Origin of the sequence: Legionella lytica (assembly GCF_023921225.1) — a bacterium.
In the GTDB taxonomy this organism is placed as follows: domain Bacteria; phylum Pseudomonadota; class Gammaproteobacteria; order Legionellales; family Legionellaceae; genus Legionella; species Legionella lytica.
This window is the reverse complement of record NZ_CP071527.1, coordinates 2324526-2344047: the sequence shown is the minus strand read 5'-3', so window position 1 is coordinate 2344047 and position 19522 is coordinate 2324526. Positions and strand designations below refer to the sequence as shown.

Below are 19522 nucleotides of genomic sequence, written 5' to 3'. Positions count from 1 at the left end.
CCTTATTGAATCACCAATTCTGCGTGCAATGCCCCGGCGCGTTTTAAGCTTTCCAGTATGGCGATGATGTCACGCGAGGAGGTTTGGACTTTAGTTAAGGCGCTAATCAAATCAGCTACCGTGGCGCCTTGTTTTAATTTCACGGTGTTGGCCATACGTTCATTCACATTAATATTGGTGTTCGGTACAACAGCAGTACGTATTTGTCTTCCCATGTTTTGTACTAAGGTCGGTTGGGATACTTGATAATCGGTAGAAATAGCAATTTGTAAATTGCCATGAGAAATAGTAACCGCATCGATTCGGACATCAGCTCCAGCCACGACAACACCCGTACGCTCATTTACCACGACCGTTGGTAAGTTATCTGGAGTAATCACTATGTTCTCAAGCTGACTTACAAAACGAATAAAATGCTTGCGAGCTGACTGAGGCGGGCGGATTTCAATATCTTGTGCGGAACGTGCATGTGCGGTGTTGTTGCCAAATTGACCATTAATTGCTGATTCAATACTGTCTGCAGTGGTGAAGTCTGGATGATTCAAAATCAGGTGCATCTCCCCCGATTTTTCGATTAAATCGTTATAGATGGTTTTTTCAATAATGGCTCCACCGGGTATTAAACCCGTAGTAGGATGATTTTTTTGGATAACATTGCCATAAAGGTCATACTTAAATCCACCAATTGAAATCGGTCCTTGGGCTAGGGCATAAACCTGATTGTCAGCTCCTTTTAGCGGAGTTACCAGTAAGGTTCCACCCAATAAGCTTTTGGCATCACCTAGCGAGGCTACATTGATGTCAATTTTATCTCCCTGATGAGCAAAAGAGGGGAGATTGGCAGTGATAATTACGGTTGCAGTATTACGGCTGTTAATCTCATGGGGACTTAGAGTGACACCAAAAGTTTGCAGTAAGTTTGAAATCGCCTGAGTAGTATCCTTATTTCGTCGAGAATCCCCTGAGCCTGCCAAACCAATAACTAGGCCATAACCTGTAATCGGGTTTTCCTGTAGGCCAGATAAACGAGCAATCGATTTCAGACGCACAGCCGCATAACTTGGTTGCCAGCATAGTGGTGTAAATAAAGCTACCAGAAGTAACAGGTTTTTGCCTACACTCATCATACGACCCCTATAAACGACAGGATCTTATAAATGTAATTACGATCTTGAGAGTTAGATACAGAACCTGCTCCGGTATAAACGATCTGAGCCTGGGCTAAACGTGTTGATAAAACAGTATTTTGTGGGCTGATGTCTTCAGGCCGTACCACACCGCGTAACAGGATTTTTTGATTCTCGCCATTAATTGTAATTCGCTGTGCTCCTTCAACCAGATAAGTTTGGTTGGGGAATACTTCCTTAATACGCACAGTAAGAGCGGCTTTTATTTTACCATTACGTCCGGTTTTGGCTGCGGCCTTTCCTTCGCCTTCTAAACCAAAATCTACTTTGTGGTTGTTGCGGTTATAACCGGCCTCTAATGCGGCTTTAATCTTTTTATGTGAAGAAAGATCGGCACTGGTTTGGGCATTAGACGTTTCCATCACAATGACGGTGAGTATGTCGCCGGGCAAGGTCGCTTTACGGTCAGCGATCAAGGGCCGGTAAACCTCCTCATCAAAAAGATTAATTGCCCATAATGTTTGGCTAAATACTAATGTTCCCAAGAGTAGCAGTTTTTTAAATAGCGAGTTCATGCTGCAACCTCCGCTGAATTTTTTCCAGTGACGACTGCAAAAAAGTATTTATTTGTACGTGGATTTTTCATGCGTATGGATTGTCCCAAGGTGCCATTACTTTGTGCAATGGCCTCAATAGTGATTGCAATTCCATGCTGTTGTACAAGGACGTTTGCCTTTTGTCCTTGCATTACTTCGGGTTGGTTACCAAGCAGGTTCTGCGTTAAAATTTGTTGTTTATTAATCGATTGATTAAGCCAAACAGTAGCTGGGAATTGTATTAATGGGGCGCTGTTGAGACCTGCTATATTACGTTTTTTCAAGATCACATCCGATGGACGAAGTAGGGTTTCACGCTTAACTCGATGTTTTGCGACCAAGACGGACTGATAGGCTTTAACTGCAAACCAAATAGGAATGGAGCGATTTTGATAACGCAGGCGAACACAAACACGTTTCGCAATTGGATAGCCTTTAGGGAGTTGGATTTTAAAATTAGCCAAAGCAATACTGCTGTCTTTAACTACCGTCTTGCTATTTAGTTCTACTTGGCTATAAGCTTGCTTTTTTAGCTGTTTAGCTAGGGCGTTTTGTGCTGTAGAGAGCAAATCTTTGGCCTTAGTACGTGTGCTTTCACGAATAGTGGCGCTGGTTTTACCTTTCCATTGGTAGGAAAAGGTTCCCACTTTATGGTGCAACCAAGTGAGGACTTGCTGTTGATTGATTTTGGTGCCTGGCATGGGTTTGCTATCCAACATGATTGTTCCCCACTGATGTTTATCCGGAGTAATAAGCAGCAGATCACCTAGCTTTTTAGCTTCGGGAGTAATGGGCGTGCGAAAGCGCAGCACCGTTTCTGCCTGAATCGGAAAAATGCTCAGCAACAGTAATAAATTAACCACGAATTTCATTCGTTATTTTTTCCAATTCATCCGCAATTTGTACTGCTTTTGCATTAAGCTGATAAACCCGCTGTGCCATGGTGAGTTGCATCAGCGAACTGACCATATCAACATTCGAACCTTCGTTTTGATATTGAACTAAAGTTCCTAACCCACTACTGTCTGGGTTATCGATTAGTGGCTCGCTGGTTTGATCCGTTACGGTATAGATTCCTGAACCTATAGGATTTAAGGTTTCAGGATTGGTAAATTTAGCCAACTGGATAGTACCTATTATCTGTACTTCGGATTCACCGGTTAAGAGAACTTCAACTTCCCCATTGTTTTTGATCGTTAATTTAGCGACGTCATCGGGAATTTGAATATTATCTGCAAGTCTTAATCCATCTTGCGTTGCCAGATAGTGCTCCTCATCGATGCGTAGGCTGGAGTTTCGCGTATAGGCAATATTACCGTCGGAATTAATTACTTGGTAAAAGCCCTCGCCATTGATAGCAACATCTTTATCGCTGCTGGAGATCTTTAAAGGCCCCTGGGTAAAATCTTTACCTGTTTTATAGACGGCAGTTCCTAAGCCAAATTTGGCACTGGCCTGGGTATTAAACAGCGGTTCTTCACCATTAATATTTTGGTAGAGCACATCCTCAAAGGTTACGGTACTGGCTTTATAATTGGGGGTGTTCAAATTTGCCAAGTCATTGGCAATACGATCAATATGATATTCCTCTGCTTTAAGTCCGCTAGCGGCTATGGCGAGTGTGTTAGACATTTCCTTCTCCTAACTGATTAATGGCAGTTGCTAATAAATTATCTGCGGTGCGCATGACCCGTTGACTGGCTTCAAAATGACGCGAGGTTTTCACCATATCCATCATTTCATCCATAGATTTCACATTGGATTGCTCTACAAATCCTTGGTGAATCCGGGTATTGGCTCCCGCAGGAACAGGTGATTCATCACTTTGATACAGTCCATTACCGGTGTAACGCAGCAAATTAGGTTGATTAAACTGCACGATGCTCAATTGATCTATTTGATGATGGTCAATGAATAATCGGCCTTGGGTGTCAATCGTGAATGCGTGATTATCTACTTTGATAACACCACCTTTACCCATAACCGTTTCACCTGTTGCGGTAGTGAGTTCCCCGTGACTATTTACTTGGAAATCACCACGGCGGGTGTAAAAAACACCTTGTTCCCCTTGCACGTGGAAGTAGCCATCACCACTAATAGCAATATCTTTGGGATTCTGCGTTTGGTTCAGTACGCCCTGGGTTTTTACCTGCCCTTGCTCAATCTGTTGAGTTGCCTGATTAATATTCGCTTGCAGATGGTCAGTAAACGCGGCTGTTTCTGCCAGTTGTCGCTTAAATCCTGGAGTATTCATATTGCTAATATTTTGACTGATCGATTGCAGTTTTAATTGATCAAAATCCATGGCCAATTGTGTGGCGGTAATCGCATCAAGCATAATTTTTCCTTATTTTACTATCCCAAAAGATTCCACCTGAATCGTGACTGGAATTTCACTCATTGCCAGCACGGTTAAATGGGGAATTACTCGCTGAGTTAATTGTTTTATATGGCGGCGCAGTAGAGAGGAACACAATAAAATGGGGCGTTTGCGCTCTCCTAACATCGTTTCCACCTGATTTGCTAATGCACTGATTAAGTTTTCCGTAATTTTGGGCTCCAGCGCTAAATGATTCTTCCCGCTGATACTTTGATTGAGCTGTTGCTCTAAGGAGGGTTCTAAGGTCAGAACGTATAAGCTATTTTGATTGCCTAGCAGTTTTTGGCAAATCGGCATCGCTAGGCCTGCTCTCACTAACTCAGTTAGTTGGATGGGATCTGGGAGTTGTTTGGCATGTTCTAATAATAATTCCAATATCTGTTGTAGGGGGCGAATAGAAACCTTTTCTTGCAAGAGTGTTTGCAAAATACGTTGCACATGGCTTAAGGGCAATTGAGCAGGAATTAATTCTTCACTTAGGGTTTTAATGCCAGGTTGTAATAACAGTTTTTCAGTTTCTTCACGCGTTAATAACTGATCAATATGCGCATAGATAATTTCATTGAGATGGGTAGTTAATACGGTAAGTGGCTCACATACGGTATAACCTGCTTCGGTGGCCTCTTTCTTTTTCTCTAGTTCAATCCAGCACGCAGGTAAGCCATAACTTGGGTCGTGCACTTCAAATCCAGTACTTAGTGTGGTACCCGGTTTTTTATTGCGGCTAGAAAAAATGGCGAGTACTCTATCCAAATAGAGAGGATTCACGCCGGAATGATTGCCTTGAATGGCAATATGATAAAGAGGGTAACTGAGTTTTTTATCCGCTTTTAGTTTTACATCCGGCAGCACAAAACCTAAATCAAAAGCGATTCGCTCACGAATTTGTTGGATGATTTTTAATACCTGTTCTTCATGAGGTAATAGTGTTTGATACAACTCTTTGTTCAGACTAATTTCAATCGGATGAATGCGAATTTTATCGTATAGATTTTCTTCGGCTTCTTCGGTGAGTATTTCCTCTTTTTTAGACTTAATGGCTAAAAAGGTAATGAATACAAATAAGGCTAAAATAAACAGTACAGGAATGAGGGGAATACCTTTCAGAAATAAAAGACAGGTTAAACTTAAGCACACTAGCATTAAGCTCTTAGGGTAGGCGCTAATTTGTTTGGCAACCTCAGAGCCTAAATGTGCATCAGTAGCCGCACGGGTTACGATAATTCCAGTAGCGGTGGAAATAATTAAAGCGGGAATTTGCGTCACTAAGCCATCACCCACTGTAAGTAGGGTATAAGTTTGAATGGATTCGGAAAGGCTAAAACCTTTTTGTAATAAACCAATAGCAAATCCACCGATGATATCGACCAGAATAATTAAAATACCAGCAATGGCATCACCTTTCACAAATTTACTGGCTCCATCCATCGCGCCATAAAAATTAGCTTCTTTTTCGATTTGCGAGCGTCTGAGCTTGGCCTCATCTTGAGAAATACTACCCATATTTAAATCGGCATCAATACTCATTTGTTTTCCTGGCATGCTGTCCAGAGTAAATCGGGCAGCTACTTCGGCCACACGCTGAGCACCATTGGTCACTACAATGAATTGCACGATGATCAAGATTAAAAAAACCACCAAACCCATCACATAATTACCGCGAATAACATAGTGTCCCATGGCATCAATGACCTTACCTGCATGAGCATCTGACAAAATAAGACGAGTAGCGGAAATGTTTAAGGCGAGGCGAAACAGGGTTGAGATTAATAATAACGCTGGGAACGTAGAGAAACTTAAAGGTTTATCCGTGTAGAAGGTCAGTAAGAGAATAGTTAAAGCCCAACTAAAATTTACAATCAGTAATAAATCTAATAATGCAGCAGGGATGGGCACAAACAGAATAAAGAGAATGCTTGTAGCAAAAGCAATCATGAGCATTTCACTGCTGTTATTAAAGAAAGTGGTTTTCATTTTGTATCCTGCTTACGCGCATAAATTTCGCGAAAGATTGCCGCAGCAAAGGGATACAGTTCCTTATGAATCCAGTGGTTTAAATCCACAGAATGATAGAGCATGCGCGCAAAGGCCTTGTGTTCAACAATGGGAACACCGTGTTTTCTTGCCAGTTCTTTGACTTGTAACACCATCTTATCTTGCGCTTTGCAAACTACTTTTGGGGCGGGCATACTGCTGCGCTCATATTTTAAAGCGATGGCTAAGTGGGTTGGATTAGTAATGATTACATCCGCTGTTTTTACTTGGTTCAATGAAGCGGTTTTTTGCCGTAATTGCTGTTGTAACTGTTTGATTTTCGATTTGACTTTTGGGTCGCCTTCGCGTTGTTTGTATTCATCTTTTATCTCTTGTTTGCTCATCCGTTGATCTTTGGCGTAGTTCCAACGTGTATAGAACTTATCCAGTACAGCGAGCATTGAGAGCAGCAGCAATAATTGAAAAATAAGGGTTAAAAGAAAGTGCATCATGATGCCAGGCTGTTTGCTAATCGGCGTTAAGACTAACTGCAATAAGTTGGGTATTTGATGTTTTAAGGTGAAGAATAAAAAAATAAATGCCAGGCTTAATTTCAGGGTACTTTTTACTGTTTCAAAACAGCTTTTTATTGAAAATAGTTTCTTAAACCCCTGAACTACATTAATGCGTTTGAAGTCAGGTATCAATGGAGTAGTTGACCACACCACACCAGTTTGTGCCAGGTTGGTAAGGATCGTAGCTAAGCTGCCTGCTAAAGCAAAGGGCAGCCACAGACTGATAAATTGGCCGAAAATAAATTGCTGTAAGTGATTGATGTTATCAATGCTAAATTGTAGATGTGCTGCCAATTGCAATAAATGACGAAACATATTTTGTAACTCATGTAATTGCTTTGGCCACAGGGCACTTAACATGCCTAACATAACGAATAAGGCAGCGCAGGTTGTTAATTCCATACTTTTGCTTACTTGCCCTTTTTCTTTCGCCTTGCGTAATTTATGGGGTGTCGCTTTTTCAGTTTTCTCACTCATGACATAAGTTCCTGCCAGGATTGAAAACATTGAGCAAATACGGTGTTGGTAATGGGAGCGATGTAGCTCATCATCATAAATAAGAGGAATAAGCCTAAAATTATTTTTATAGGCAAGGTCAGAAAGTAGGTACTAACTTGCGGCATATTGCGGGTAATTAATGCACCACAGAGCTCAACGGCAAGTAATGCAAGAATAATTGGGCTGGCAATTATAAACGCCATACTAAACATAAAACTAAACTGTTTCGTAACCGGAATAAACCCTGAAAACAGGGTGAGGGTTCCTGGCGGAATAATCGCAAAAGAAAAGGCTAAGCCTTTAAATAACCATTGATGACCATCCAGGCTAAAAAAGAACAAAATAGCAAGCATAGATAACAAATGGCTGGTTAAGGCTTCTTGATAATGTTCACTGGGATTAAAAATAGCGGTGGCATTAAAACCTGTTTGGTTATCAATAAGTTGGCCTGCTATTTGAAAGAGTGCAAAGGCTGCATAAAGGCTGGTAGCCAAGATTAATCCGTTAGCAAATTCAGCGAGCCCGCCGAGAAGAATAGCATTATTGCTTAAAATGGATGGGGAAGAGGGAACGTAATTGGCTAAAAGCATGCTCAGGGTAAAAATAAAAAGTAAGCGTGCATGAATAGGTAAATAACGTATTGCTTGAATTGGGGTAAAGAGGAATACCGTGCCCAAACGAATGCTGATAAAAAATAGGTCGCTTAACCAAAGGAGGGATAGGGTCATGATTTGATGGCCCCTGGAATATTAAGAAACAAGGTTTGTGCAAATTCAACTAAAGAATGTAACATCCATCCGCCACAAAGCATCAACATGAGCACTACCGCTAAAACCTTAGGGACAAAACTTAGGGTTGAATCTTGAATTTGAGTAACAACTTGAAGGATAGAAACCAGTAAACCACTAATGAGCGCGACCAGAACTATTGGTGATGCAATGAGCAATGCATGCCAAAGTAATTGTTTACTTAAATAGATCGCTAAATCGTTAGACATCTTCCGTTTCCATTATTTGCTAACTTGCTGTACTCCACTTGTATCGATGAGATACAAGCCTACATTTTTTCCATAGGTGTCTTTGCTCAAACACCGGAGCGAATTAAATCAGACTTAATGGATTAAAACAAGCCTAGAGAGCCAAAAAACTTGTAAGGAGGTTACTCGGAATTCATCTTGATTTTTAGTAACGCATTGAGTAGTCGTATTATTTTGATCAAATTGTTGTTTCCGTCATTGCCTAGGAGGAGGCAATGACGGAAAATTGATTTTATGTGAAGTTACCTTTTGGGAGTTGTGCTGCTACTCGCTTGTGGTTTGTTTTGTTTTTCTAATCTTTCTTTTCTCTGCTCTTTTTTAATCTAGTTCATGCTCTTTGAACTGGAAGGGAATGAATAACCTGGAAGGTGAGTATCAGGGGTAGCCTGTGTTTGTTCTGAGCCCTCTTTAAACATTCTTGTACCATAAGTAGCACTACTCAAAGGTTTGCTTCCTGAGCTTTGCAGTTCGTTTTCAGCTGCCTTTGTGATGGATTTAAGGTAATAATTCATTAACATTTTTTCAGTAGTAGATTTTTGTTCTTGGAGTTTTTTATTATCGCCAGGAGACAAATGAGCCCATAGCAATTGTGCTGATATGTTTGGGCTCGATTGTGTTTGGATAAAATAACTTGCCAGGCAACGATAGAGGATATTCTTCCCGTTCGTAAAACACGCTGTTGTTTGTTGTAAATTGGGCATTACTCTTAACAACTCAATCGCTTTCATATTAGATTCTAAAGAGTGCTCCTTAGTGTCGATAAATACCAGAGCAATGAGAACTAACAAATTTTTAGAGGAAAGTTTGTTTTGAAGTTCTGTTTTGCTAGCTTTCTCCCAAATTGTTCGTAACAGATCCTGGTTTTCTGAAAAGTCCATGGGCTCAGTTTTGTTATTTAAAATTTCGTTCATCGTATAGGCATATAACGCACGAATATCCTGACTCGGTTTATTTACAAGCGCTAGCATTTCTCCAAATAAATCCAGTTTGGAGACTTTCTCAGGTTTATTAAAATCCGTAGCATGAAGAGCATAGTAACTCATTATTATCACTTGTAAGTATTCTTGTGCTTTGGAAGAGGATGGGTGTTCTAACTTTTTGAAGAGTTTAAATGCCTCTTTTGACATATTGTTTTCATTATAATCAGAAATCAGGCGGAGCATCCATAAATCTTGTAATTTCTGAAGTTCTTGGAATAAAGGCAAATTATAAAATGTTCCTCTAGCAATCTCCATTTTACCGTAGATGCTATCTGCTTTCTCTGCAATTAATGGCATTAACCTTGATGTTAATGTTGAATCGTTTGCGCCCAACCTCGTTGTTGCAGTCATTACTGTTATTAACGCGATATCTTGTTTTAGCTCATCAAACAAAGTGGCTGTCGACATGAGTAATTGATAGTTTGCGTCGGTAAGAGGAATAGATGCATAGTCGTAATAACGATCTGAGGAACTATATCGGATATCAAAACCTTTATTTTTAAGCTGAGTAAGGTATTCATAAATTTCAGGGTCATGCGTTCTATCTTGATTCGGCCAGGTGTATGCATTTGTTATATATTGGATTGTTAAGGCTGGATAACCCTCTACATACATACTGTCTTTGCTCCACTTCATTTGCTTAGTATTATTTTTATTCTTATCAATGATAGGATAAAATGTGTTCATTAAATTGGCGAAAGGAACTAATGCTAGGGTTGATAGTTCAGATATGTTTGCACGGTGATGATCTATAACTACGCGATATTGCCCAATTGCAGATCGAGATTGAAATACAGCGCAAATCTCAAATCCTGCTATCGCATCAATTATATTTTTTAACGCAGCTGCTTGTTCCTGATTCATCAAGGCGCTTACACCTTCCCAATTTCCAAATTCTTCATCAGGATTTCTTCTTACTTCCAGTAAGGCACCGGTTTGATATCTAATCAATTGGATGATCCGTTCCATAATTTTATTTTGTTCATCTGGTGAAAGAGTAGTAATGTTAACAATCCGGCGCATATATTTTCCCAAAAGCAAATTAAAATAACAGTGTGGGCAATAATAATTCAAAAATAAAGGGGTAGCAATCTTTATCTATATCTCTGGAATAGGTAAGCCGAAATCATCTAAATAGGCCAAAATCTGTTGCGTATTAAAAAAATAAAAAACTGCTTGACAGGATAGGATGAGGTCATTACAATGCGAGCCTTATTCAGGGGTTATAGCTCAGCTGGGAGAGCGCTTGCATGGCATGCAAGAGGTCGGCGGTTCGATCCCGCCTAGCTCCACCATCAACATCTTAGTATGTTGATGGGAAAAACGTTCAGGGTCCCCATCGTCTAGTGGCCTAGGACATCGCCCTTTCACGGCGAGAACAGGGGTTCGAACCCCCTTGGGGACGCCATTTTGGTGTTTTTTGTTGTAGTAAATAGTTGTAAAATGTAGTAGAATAAAAATCTAGGTCCCCATCGTCTAGCGGCCTAGGACATCGCCCTTTCACGGCGAGAACAGGGGTTCGAACCCCCTTGGGGACGCCATTTTTTAGGCAGTTTTTCGTTTCTTATATCAGCTAATTCAATAAAATCATTCCTAATTTTCAATACGCTAAAAATTTTTTTAGATAATATTTATTTCACTCGGAATGAAGTGCTTAAAGCTAATTCGTGTTCTCATGATTGATTACTGTTTTTAGGAAATCCTGATTGCAAGCAACCAGGCTACACTGATTTATAAAAACAAATTACCGTGTTCTAGTTGCGATGCTCATGATGCATTTGCAGCTTGGGTCAATGACCCAACATGGTGCTTTGGTATCACGCGATGTTTTGTTGTAGCCGGAAGCGCCAACATCCCACAAGCTATAAACGTTCAAAAATTGTACGTGTGTTAAACCCAAAAAGGCGCTCGTGCATGCGATAAGCATATTCATCGGTCATATTGGCTAGATAATCACAGACTACTCGATAAGCTTCCATTTCGTCTTTAGCTTGCTTAAATAACAAACGATTTTTATTATCTAACAGACTTCCTGGATTTGAGCTGATGGCATCAAACAAGCGTAGCACTACGGTTTGGCCTCCATACTCAAAGGTTCGTGCCTCTTGAGAGTCAATTACATTATTATAAATGCAGTGCATTAAATACTTTAATAAGCTAGCAGCCTCGGGAATTAAGGCCAGATTATATTTTAATAAATTATTCTCAAAGCCTTCATGAGTTACACTAATTTGAGTTGAGGTAATAAAGTAATTCACCATTTCCCCAATAGTCTGTTTTCTTAAATACGGGTCATGAGAAAATAGAGAATTAATTAGCCGATCTTGATGATCAGAAAGGGTAGTATTCTTCAATAACCCTCTAAATTCAGGAGTGTCCAAGTGTGAGGGGTTAATCAGACGCAGATGAATGGCATCCTCTAGATCATGAACTCCATAGGCAATATCATCTGCTGTATCCATAATGGAGCAGTCAAAACTGTGATAAGCGGCTTTACCTACCTTAGTCCCATAAGGCTCTACAGACAGGGATTGGAATAATTCACGATCTGTTGCGGAAAAGGGCGCTAATAACCAATCGACTTCAGGCTGTTCGCAATCAAAATAAGCTTTAGGAGGCAACCAATCATTTACCTTGATGGTTTTATGAACTGACTCATGGACAGGAGGCTGTTCCGGAGCAATAACTTTAGAACGTTGTACTGGGTATTTTAAAACACCAAGCAAAGCACGGCGCGTTAAATCTAGGCCAAAAGCACCATAACTGCTTTCAACTTTAGTTAATAGACGCAGTGTTTGCCCATTTCCTTCAAAACCACCGTAATTACGCATCATATAATTCAAGGCAACTTCACCGCCATGCCCAAATGGAGGATGGCCAATGTCATGCAGTAAACAAATAACAGAAATTAAATCATCGTTAGGCAAAAGTCCTGCGACTACGGCGTATTGTTCCTGGTTGATCAATAGGTTACGCACAATACTACGACCAATCGAATCCACTTCTAGCGAATGTGTAAGGCGGGTACGATGGAAATCCCCCTCATCGGTTCCTAAAATTTGGGTTTTTCTTTGTAATCTTCGAAAAGCAGGACAATGAATAACTCGAGTTCTATCTCGTTCATAAGGATCTCGATGATCGTTAGTGCCTCGTTGGTTTGTTTGTCCTGAGCGTCGATGCGTCCACATAAATCTTGCCGTGAAATGATAAAACAGTAACTGTAAGCCATACTATTAGTTGAAACAATAGGGTTGGCTCATATTTCACTGATTTAAGATAGCCACCAGACTAAAACAATTTGAACAAAGAGTTTTTTTCTAAAGTTTTTCCGGGTTTGGAAGATAACAATTAATAAGGAAGCTTATAACCAGGGGAATAATAATGAATAATAATATTAAATTCGCCATCGTCGGGTTAAGTGTTTTAAGTATGTCTGCGTGTACGCTTGTGGACAATCAAACGAGTGAAAATTTGTATTATCCTGCGTATGCTAGTTATGACAATAGCCAACTCTATATGCAAAGTAATTATGGAAATTCTAGTTCTAATTACAAATACAATTATTCAATCAGAACCCCGCGTGATGTGATTGTGCCCGATTCTTACCATGTAGGTGATATGCGTTCTCCTGTTTCATTCCATGAGCGTGATGAAGAGTGGGTGCGTAATCAAAGCCCGCAAAGTTATACTATTGAGTTAGCTAATGGAGAGAAGGCTTCAAAGGTAGCACAAGTTCTTTATAAAGCACCTAAGCAAAATCGTATGGCCCAAGTAAAATATCAACGCAATGGAAAAAATTATTACAGTGGCGTATATGGCTCTTATAAGGATGCTGCTGATGCGCAAAAAGCTTTAAGTTCTTTACCTGCCGCTCTTCGTAATGGGGCTACAGTAAAAAGCTGGAGTAGTGTGCAGCAATGATAAGCGATACTATATAAGCCGGGATTGAACGTTCATTCGGGATTTATTATGTTGCGTATTAGCATTCGTGGCTTTATGTTGTTTGGTTGTTTTTTTTGCTCATTTAATGCCTTTGCTTGGTGGGATTCTGGGCACCGTTTGGTTGCTTTAATTGCTTATAATAATTTGGATTTTGAATCACAAAGAAAATTTGATGAATTAACTCAAACGTTGCGAAGAGACTATCCAAAGGCTAATCTTGCTACTTGGCCTGATGCAATACGTAAACAGTCGATAGAGGCTTATACTCACTGGCATTATCTAGACACACCGTACAGTAGTGATGGTTCTGCAACGGGCGTTTCTGTGGATACTGATAATGCAGTATGGGCTTTAGCGCAAATTAATCGTGTATTATCAAATAAAGAGGTACCACCTAGTGAGCAAGCACGATTTACATCGTTTCTTGTTCACATTACGGGGGATTTACACCAGCCTTTGCATGCTATTGCACGCTCCAATAAAGAATTACCTCAGGGGGATGAAGGGGGAAATTTATTTTGGGTAAAAGATCCGAATCATCAAGAATCATTGATCACGTTGCATGCACTATGGGATAGCAACTTTGGCCTATTTAAAGATCTTTCTGAGGAGAAACTTCAACGCATCGCTGAAGAAATTACTAGTGCTTATCCTCGGGATTATTTTTCTAATCAAGAGTTAAACGCACCTCCTAAAATCTGGGCTCAGGAAAGTTATAGTTTAGCTAAAAATTGGGTTTACTCCACGACAGAAAAAGAAGTACCCAGTTTAGAATATCAAAAACAATCTCAAGAGTTGATTAAACAGCGAATTGCTTTGGCTGGTTATCGGTTGGCTTTATTGCTTACGGCTTCGTAGGGGCGAAAATAAATTTGCGGGCCAGAACTTTTGGGTTGGCCAACATGATGCTTTGCCGTGGTGCGATGCATTTGTTGTTGGCCCATAGGTCCAATGAACAATTATTTTAAGCTGCACTCATCAAAATCATCACGCGAGCTACTCCCGCAGTGGGCGTTTTTTCCGCATTAAATTGCTTGATGGTAAGTGCATATCGTTCATTAATTTTGGTTAACCAAGTAACAAACAAATTAAACGGTACTGTTTCAAAAGTCAGTTGAATATCTCCGGAACCAGTTTGTTGTAACTGATAAGGATATTTTTGCAAGGTGTGTTCTTTTAGCTGTGTTGCTAAAATTGTGAGCAGCTGACTATTATCAACAGTTTCTTTGTTGTTAGGTCGCAGGTTTTGTCCTTTAACTTTTTTCATCCAATCCAAAGTGGTTATTTTCTCAACCAATTGTGTGGATTTTTGGTTGACCTGGCGGCTCAATGGGGCATACAAAAATAGGTAATAACAATAAAGAGCAAGACAGACTGCAGCACAAATTACCATCCATCTTTCTCGCTCATTTAGCGAACTTAAATAAGCTCTCATGATAACTCCAGGGTTGCAACAACTTGCTGTTCATGAGTTGATGCTTGCGTCTGTTTGACATTAAGCTGTGATTGCTTCAATTGGTTTTCGAGTTTTTCCAATTTAGCAAAGTCAGGGCTGATTAGGGTAACGGATAGGGTTTTATTTTGATAACGAAATTGCTCCAAGGTAAATTGCGTGCTGTCCATGACCTTGGAAAATTGGTTGAGTAAAAACCAAAAACGAGTTTGCCCGTCGTTATTATTGTTCTTTAGTAATTGCATAATACGAAATTTAGGGCTAATGACTTGTTTGGCATCAGGGAAAAAGCCATGATAAATTTCAGCAATTTGTCTATCAATTTGGGCTGTTTGTTTATTCAAAAAATAGAGATTAATGGTATTAACCAAAATCAGCGACACCAACCAAAAACAAAATAAAGCACCAGCAAGCAGATATCCTTTCTTAATCCAATCCGACTTGTTGCCATGTTGCATTTCGCCTTGGCAAAGATTCATTAATTTGGCATTTAACGTTCTTTTAGCAATCCACTCATAAGAGGTTTCTTGTTTTTTTATTGTATCTAGTTCGACTTTAATGAGACTGTCTGTAAACATCAGAGGAGTATAAAGCGGATGCTTTTTTATATAACTATCTGCTAAATCGCCAGAAAGCTCTCCCCTAAAATCATCTGAGTTAACGAGTAAATCACGTTCACTAATGCAGAGTTCTTCGGGTTCTAATGCAAACCAATCTAAAGTAATGGCGGTAAATTCAACATTTTTTTCAGTCAACAAGCTCATAATATAATGCATTCTTTGCTTGCTTATTGCTGCAATTAAATAGTGGTTGTTTTGATATCTTGCTTTATCAAATGCAAAATGCAGCTCGTCAAGAGACTGGGCTAATTTATCTTCCAGAGCATAGGGAATGGCGATGCGTGCTTTTCGATCTGGCAACCAAGGTAGTTCAAGAGTTAAAAGGCTGGCATTAGCGCAGCTTTCAATAACGACTGTATCACAGTCTTGTTGTAAAGTTTGGATTTCTGTAAAACTTCGTTGCGCAGGTGGGGTATTTGTAACCCCATCTGCATCAAGTTTTAAGCAAAGACATCCCTCGTCATTAAGATGCTTAGTGAATAAGAATAATGTATCCACTATACATAAGCCCTATGCTTTTTTGCGTTCATTGCTACCCATTGTTGTTTTAATTGTTGTGATAATAAATAAACTACCAGCGCATATTGTGGACTTGAGTTATAGCGAGTAATTACAAAGAAATTTGGATAAGCAATCCAGTATTCATTGCCTTGCGCGGTAACTAACTCCATCAGTGCTGCACGTCCCGGATGATTATGTGCTGCGGTTACGGGTTTTATGCCATTTGCGGTTAACTGTGAATAGTTATAATTCGCAGTTCTAGGGTTCATTTGCATATTTTTGTAACGTGTTCCTATCAGTTTTGCATGCTGAGCAACACCGCCATTCGTTTGCCAACCATGGGCTTTGAAATAATTAGCGATACTTGCTATGGCATCATCATTATTATTTACTAAATCACGTCTGCCTTTATTTTTGAAGTCAACCGCAAAATTTCGATAGCTGCTTGGCATAAATTGGGGTTGACCAATAGCACCAGCATAAGAACCTTTATATTGCGTTGCAGGAAGATTATGTTCACGACAAAGCAGTAAATATTCTTTTAACTCATGTTTGAAGTATCGGCTACGTTTAGGATAATCGAAGGCTAAAGTGGCTAGAGCATCGAGTACTCTGTGGTCTCCCTGACGCTCACCATATAGAGTTTCTACACCTAAAATAGCGACGATCATTTCTGCTGGCACACCATATTTCTGTTGTGCTTTTTCTAAAGTCTTTCTATTCGCAGCCCAATAATCTACACCGCCTTTTATGCGAGCAGGGGTTAAGAATATATCACGGTAAACATCCCAATTTTTCTTTTCGTAAGGTCTTTCCATGGATTCTATAATTTGCGGCTGCAACTTGACTTGATTCATCGTGGCGGTCAGTTGTCTGGCATTAAAATGGTGTTTTTTAACCATTTCTTGAATAAATTGCTGTACATCTTTACGTTTGGTGAAGGCAGTGTCTATTGCATACGACGCAAAGGAAAAAAGAGCGAGTATTAACGCGGCAAAACCCAGTCTGATTATTCGTTGCATTGTAAGTCTCATCTATGTGGAAGCGTAAGAAAAAAATTCTATTAAAAAAGTGGAATATTAGCAAATTTTTGTAATGACTTTAAGCTGGCGCGTATTTAAGCTAAAATGCGCTATTTGCAAAAAAGGTTAGCTGAATTGAGTGATTTAAAGCGGATTCGCAATTTTTCAATTATTGCCCATATTGACCATGGAAAATCGACTTTAGCAGATCGATTTATTCAAGTGTGCGGTGGGTTAACTGAGCGTGAAATGAGTGCGCAAGTACTTGATTCTATGGATATTGAGCGTGAGCGCGGTATTACCATTAAGGCTCAGTGTGTTTCATTAAATTATAAAGCCCAAGACGGTAAGACCTACCTGTTGAACTTTATTGATACCCCAGGACACGTAGATTTTAGCTATGAGGTATCGCGTTCATTAGCAGCTTGTGAGGGCGCACTCCTGGTAGTTGATGCGGCTCAAGGAGTTGAAGCACAAACAGTAGCAGTATGTTACACCGCCATTGATCAGTCTTTAACGGTATTGCCTGTCTTAAATAAGATTGACTTGCCTCAGGCTGAACCTGAGCGCGTGATCGCTGAAATTGAAGATATTATCGGTGTAGATGCTCATGATGCCATACGCGCTAGTGCGAAAAGTGGTTTGGGTGTTGAAGATGTGTTGGAAGCTTTGGTTGCCAATATTCCCCCACCAGAAGGTAATATTGATGAGCCATTACAAGCGCTGATCATTGATTCCTGGTTTGACAGTTATCTAGGCGTAGTTTCTTTAGTGCGTATTGTGAATGGTTCTATTCGCAAAGGCGATAAGATGCGAGTAATGTCTACTGGACGTTCTTATGAAGTAGATCAGGTTGGTGTCTTTACTCCTAAGCGTACCAAATTAGATGCGTTAAACGCTGGTGAAGTAGGTTATGTGGTTGCTGGTATTAAAGAAATTCAAGGTGCTCCTGTTGGGGATACTTTAACCTTGGAAAAAAATCAGGCTGCTAGCGTTTTACCTGGATTCCAACGTGTTAAACCTCAGGTTTATGCAGGGTTATTCCCGATTAGCGCGGATGATTTTGAAGCGTTCCGCGAAGCCTTAGCTAAATTAAGTCTGAACGATGCTTCTTTATTTTATGAACCTGAGTCTTCTGAAGCTTTAGGTTTTGGTTTCCGTTGTGGCTTCTTAGGCATGTTGCATATGGAAATTATTCAAGAGCGCTTAGAGCGTGAATATAACCTTGATTTAATTTCGACAGCCCCCACAGTGGTTTATCAAATTATTACCCAAAAAGGGGAGACTTTATTAATTGATAACCCATCGCATTTACCACCTTTACCGCAAATTAAAGAAATGTATGAGCCTATTGTGCGGGCTAATATTTTAGTCCCCCAAGATTATTTAGGACCTATCATCAATTTATGTATTGAGCGTCGTGGTGTGCAGGTCAACATGACCTATAGTGGTCGTCAAGTTTCTGTTACCTATGACATACCCATGAGCGAAGTGGTTTCTGACTTCTTTGACCGCTTGAAATCAGTCAGCCGGGGTTATGCTTCTTTGGATTATAACTTCTTACGATTCCAAGAAGCTGATTTGGTAAAAATGGATATCTTAATTAATAGCGAGCGAGTTGATGCGCTTTCTGTTATTGTCCATCGTTCTTCATCGCACAGCCGCGGGAAAATAATTGCTGAAAAAATGAAGGACTTGATTCCAAGACAAATGTTTGATGTAGCCATTCAGGCTGCGTTAGGAAGTCATATTATTGCGCGCCAAACCGTTAAGGCCTTACGCAAAAACGTAACGGCAAAATGTTATGGTGGTGACGTATCACGTAAACGTAAGTTGCTAGAGAAGCAAAAGGCAGGTAAAAAACGCATGAAGCAGGTTGGTCATGTTGAGATACCTCAAGAAGCGTTTATGGCGGTATTCCAAACAGATAAAAAGTAATAGCGCACTGTCATTAATGACATGTAGGTTGGGCCCTGGCCCAACATCGAGCTTGGATGGGGCTCGATGTCTTGTTGGGCCATGGGCCCAACCTACAATTTATAGGATGTGATTTATGAATTTTGCTTTAATATTAGTTATATTATCATTTATCAGCGGGTTAATTTACCTATTAGATATTATCTTTTGGGCCAAAAAGCGTACTCCTGAGCAAAAGCCAAATAAGATTATTGAATACGCACGTTCGTTTTTCCCAGTATTTTTTGTGGTATTGATTTTACGTTCTTTTCTTATCGAACCATTTCGTATTCCGTCAGGATCATTAGAGCCAACTTTACTAGTAGGGGATTTTGTTGCCGTTAATAAATTTGCCTACGGTTTAAAATTGCCTGTTATAGAAAAAAAGGTAGTATCAATTGCAGATCCCAAAACGGGAGAGGTAGCTGTATTCCGTTGGCCGCCCGATCCCTCTTATGATTACATTAAACGAGTTATTGGTGTCCCCGGCGATAGAATTAGCTATCACAACAAGGTATTGACCATTAATGGTAAAGAAGCAAAACAAACCTTTGTTGAATATACTATTGATGAAAGTTCCGGTAAGCCTGTATCTAAATACACAGAAGATTTAAATGGTGTGGTACATAATATTTTTGTTCGCACGGATGTTCCTGGAGTAGACTTTGACATCGTAGTTCCTAAGGACAGCTATTTTATGATGGGTGACAACCGAGACGACAGCGCAGACAGTCGTTTCTGGGGCTTTGTTCCTAACTCTTATTTCAGAGGGAAAGCCTTTTTAGTTTGGATGAGCTGGGACAGTAAAACGGGTACAGTTCGTTGGTCTAATATAGGTAAAATGATTCATTAAAGAGGTATA

General features: G+C 40.0%; 18 protein-coding genes and 3 tRNA genes. 7 read left to right on the top strand and 14 right to left on the bottom strand.

Annotated features, from left to right (window positions below; all coding sequences use genetic code 11):
- Positions 1 to 2 precede the first annotated feature (2 nt).
- The 10 genes from J2N86_RS10300 to J2N86_RS10255 form a co-directional block, all read right to left on the bottom strand.
- Entirely contained in the window at positions 3 to 1127 is a 1125-nt protein-coding gene (locus J2N86_RS10300; protein WP_252579322.1) for a flagellar basal body P-ring protein FlgI, read from the bottom strand.
- Positions 1124 to 1702 carry a flagellar basal body L-ring protein FlgH gene (locus J2N86_RS10295; protein ID WP_252579321.1) on the bottom strand — a complete coding sequence of 193 codons (579 nt, stop codon included), beginning with the start codon at positions 1700 to 1702 and terminating at the stop codon, positions 1124 to 1126. Before J2N86_RS10295 ends, J2N86_RS10300 begins: the two co-directional genes overlap by 4 nt.
- The gene (gene flgA, locus J2N86_RS10290) at positions 1699 to 2595 is read right to left on the bottom strand and encodes a flagellar basal body P-ring formation chaperone FlgA (protein WP_252579320.1); all 897 of its coding nucleotides are present in this window, start codon (positions 2593 to 2595) and stop codon (positions 1699 to 1701) included. The genes J2N86_RS10295 and flgA overlap by 4 nt, the downstream gene beginning before the upstream one ends.
- Positions 2579 to 3355, bottom strand: a complete 777-nt coding sequence (locus tag J2N86_RS10285) for a flagellar hook-basal body protein (RefSeq protein ID WP_252579319.1) — start codon at positions 3353 to 3355, stop codon at positions 2579 to 2581. The genes flgA and J2N86_RS10285 overlap by 17 nt, the downstream gene beginning before the upstream one ends.
- Positions 3348 to 4061 carry a flagellar hook-basal body protein gene (locus J2N86_RS10280; protein ID WP_252579317.1) on the bottom strand — a complete coding sequence of 238 codons (714 nt, stop codon included), beginning with the start codon at positions 4059 to 4061 and terminating at the stop codon, positions 3348 to 3350. The genes J2N86_RS10285 and J2N86_RS10280 overlap by 8 nt, the downstream gene beginning before the upstream one ends.
- Before the next feature lie 9 nt (positions 4062 to 4070).
- Positions 4071 to 6077: a flagellar biosynthesis protein FlhA gene (locus J2N86_RS10275; RefSeq protein ID WP_252579316.1), complete on the bottom strand. Its 2007-nt coding sequence runs from the start codon at positions 6075 to 6077 to the stop codon at positions 4071 to 4073.
- Positions 6074 to 7129: an EscU/YscU/HrcU family type III secretion system export apparatus switch protein gene (locus tag J2N86_RS10270; RefSeq protein WP_252579314.1), complete on the bottom strand. Its 1056-nt coding sequence runs from the start codon at positions 7127 to 7129 to the stop codon at positions 6074 to 6076. Before J2N86_RS10270 ends, J2N86_RS10275 begins: the two co-directional genes overlap by 4 nt.
- Positions 7126 to 7878: a flagellar biosynthetic protein FliR gene (locus J2N86_RS10265; RefSeq protein ID WP_252579312.1), complete on the bottom strand. Its 753-nt coding sequence runs from the start codon at positions 7876 to 7878 to the stop codon at positions 7126 to 7128. Before J2N86_RS10265 ends, J2N86_RS10270 begins: the two co-directional genes overlap by 4 nt.
- On the bottom strand, positions 7875 to 8147 hold the full coding sequence (fliQ, locus tag J2N86_RS10260) for a flagellar biosynthesis protein FliQ (RefSeq protein WP_252579311.1): 273 nt from the start codon (positions 8145 to 8147) through the stop codon (positions 7875 to 7877). Before fliQ ends, J2N86_RS10265 begins: the two co-directional genes overlap by 4 nt.
- Before the next feature lie 362 nt (positions 8148 to 8509).
- The gene (locus J2N86_RS10255) at positions 8510 to 10189 is read right to left on the bottom strand and encodes a hypothetical protein (RefSeq protein ID WP_252579309.1); all 1680 of its coding nucleotides are present in this window, start codon (positions 10187 to 10189) and stop codon (positions 8510 to 8512) included.
- 196 nt (positions 10190 to 10385) lie between these two features.
- Between J2N86_RS10255 and J2N86_RS10250 the strand changes: the two genes are divergently transcribed.
- The 3 genes from J2N86_RS10250 (at position 10386) to J2N86_RS10240 (ending at position 10707) form a co-directional block, all read left to right on the top strand.
- A tRNA-Ala gene (locus J2N86_RS10250) sits at positions 10386 to 10461 on the top strand.
- 37 nt (positions 10462 to 10498) lie between these two features.
- Positions 10499 to 10574 (top strand) — tRNA-Glu (locus J2N86_RS10245).
- 57 nt (positions 10575 to 10631) lie between these two features.
- Positions 10632 to 10707: transfer RNA gene (locus tag J2N86_RS10240), tRNA-Glu, on the top strand.
- A 321-nt stretch (positions 10708 to 11028) separates the two neighbouring features.
- On the opposite strand, the gene J2N86_RS10235 is transcribed toward J2N86_RS10240, so the two are convergent.
- Positions 11029 to 12354 (bottom strand): anti-phage deoxyguanosine triphosphatase, encoded by a 1326-nt coding sequence (locus J2N86_RS10235; protein ID WP_252579308.1) that lies wholly within the window; start codon positions 12352 to 12354, stop codon positions 11029 to 11031.
- 193 nt (positions 12355 to 12547) lie between these two features.
- On the opposite strand from J2N86_RS10235, the gene J2N86_RS10230 reads away from it, so the two are divergent.
- Both J2N86_RS10230 and J2N86_RS10225 read left to right on the top strand, forming a co-directional pair.
- Entirely contained in the window at positions 12548 to 13087 is a 540-nt protein-coding gene (locus J2N86_RS10230) for an SPOR domain-containing protein (RefSeq protein ID WP_252579306.1), read from the top strand.
- 48 nt (positions 13088 to 13135) lie between these two features.
- Positions 13136 to 13966, top strand: coding sequence for a S1/P1 nuclease (locus J2N86_RS10225; protein WP_252579304.1), 831 nt, complete (start codon positions 13136 to 13138; stop codon positions 13964 to 13966).
- 106 nt (positions 13967 to 14072) lie between these two features.
- On the opposite strand, the gene lspM is transcribed toward J2N86_RS10225, so the two are convergent.
- The 3 genes from lspM to mltB are packed head-to-tail and all read right to left on the bottom strand — an operon-like array spanning position 14073 to position 16704.
- Positions 14073 to 14543: a GspM family type II secretion system protein LspM gene (lspM, locus tag J2N86_RS10220; RefSeq protein ID WP_252579302.1), complete on the bottom strand. Its 471-nt coding sequence runs from the start codon at positions 14541 to 14543 to the stop codon at positions 14073 to 14075.
- The gene (gene gspL / locus J2N86_RS10215; RefSeq protein ID WP_252579301.1) at positions 14540 to 15679 is read right to left on the bottom strand and encodes a type II secretion system protein GspL; all 1140 of its coding nucleotides are present in this window, start codon (positions 15677 to 15679) and stop codon (positions 14540 to 14542) included. The genes lspM and gspL overlap by 4 nt, the downstream gene beginning before the upstream one ends.
- Positions 15679 to 16704 (bottom strand): lytic murein transglycosylase B, encoded by a 1026-nt coding sequence (gene mltB, locus J2N86_RS10210; RefSeq protein WP_252579300.1) that lies wholly within the window; start codon positions 16702 to 16704, stop codon positions 15679 to 15681. Before mltB ends, gspL begins: the two co-directional genes overlap by 1 nt.
- A 105-nt stretch (positions 16705 to 16809) precedes the next feature.
- Here mltB and lepA point away from each other — a divergent pair, with 105 nt between their 5' ends.
- Together lepA and lepB are read left to right on the top strand one after the other, a co-directional pair.
- Positions 16810 to 18642: a translation elongation factor 4 gene (gene lepA, locus J2N86_RS10205; RefSeq protein ID WP_252579298.1), complete on the top strand. Its 1833-nt coding sequence runs from the start codon at positions 16810 to 16812 to the stop codon at positions 18640 to 18642.
- 115 nt (positions 18643 to 18757) lie between these two features.
- Positions 18758 to 19513: a signal peptidase I gene (lepB, locus tag J2N86_RS10200; RefSeq protein WP_252579296.1), complete on the top strand. Its 756-nt coding sequence runs from the start codon at positions 18758 to 18760 to the stop codon at positions 19511 to 19513.
- Positions 19514 to 19522 lie beyond the last annotated feature (9 nt).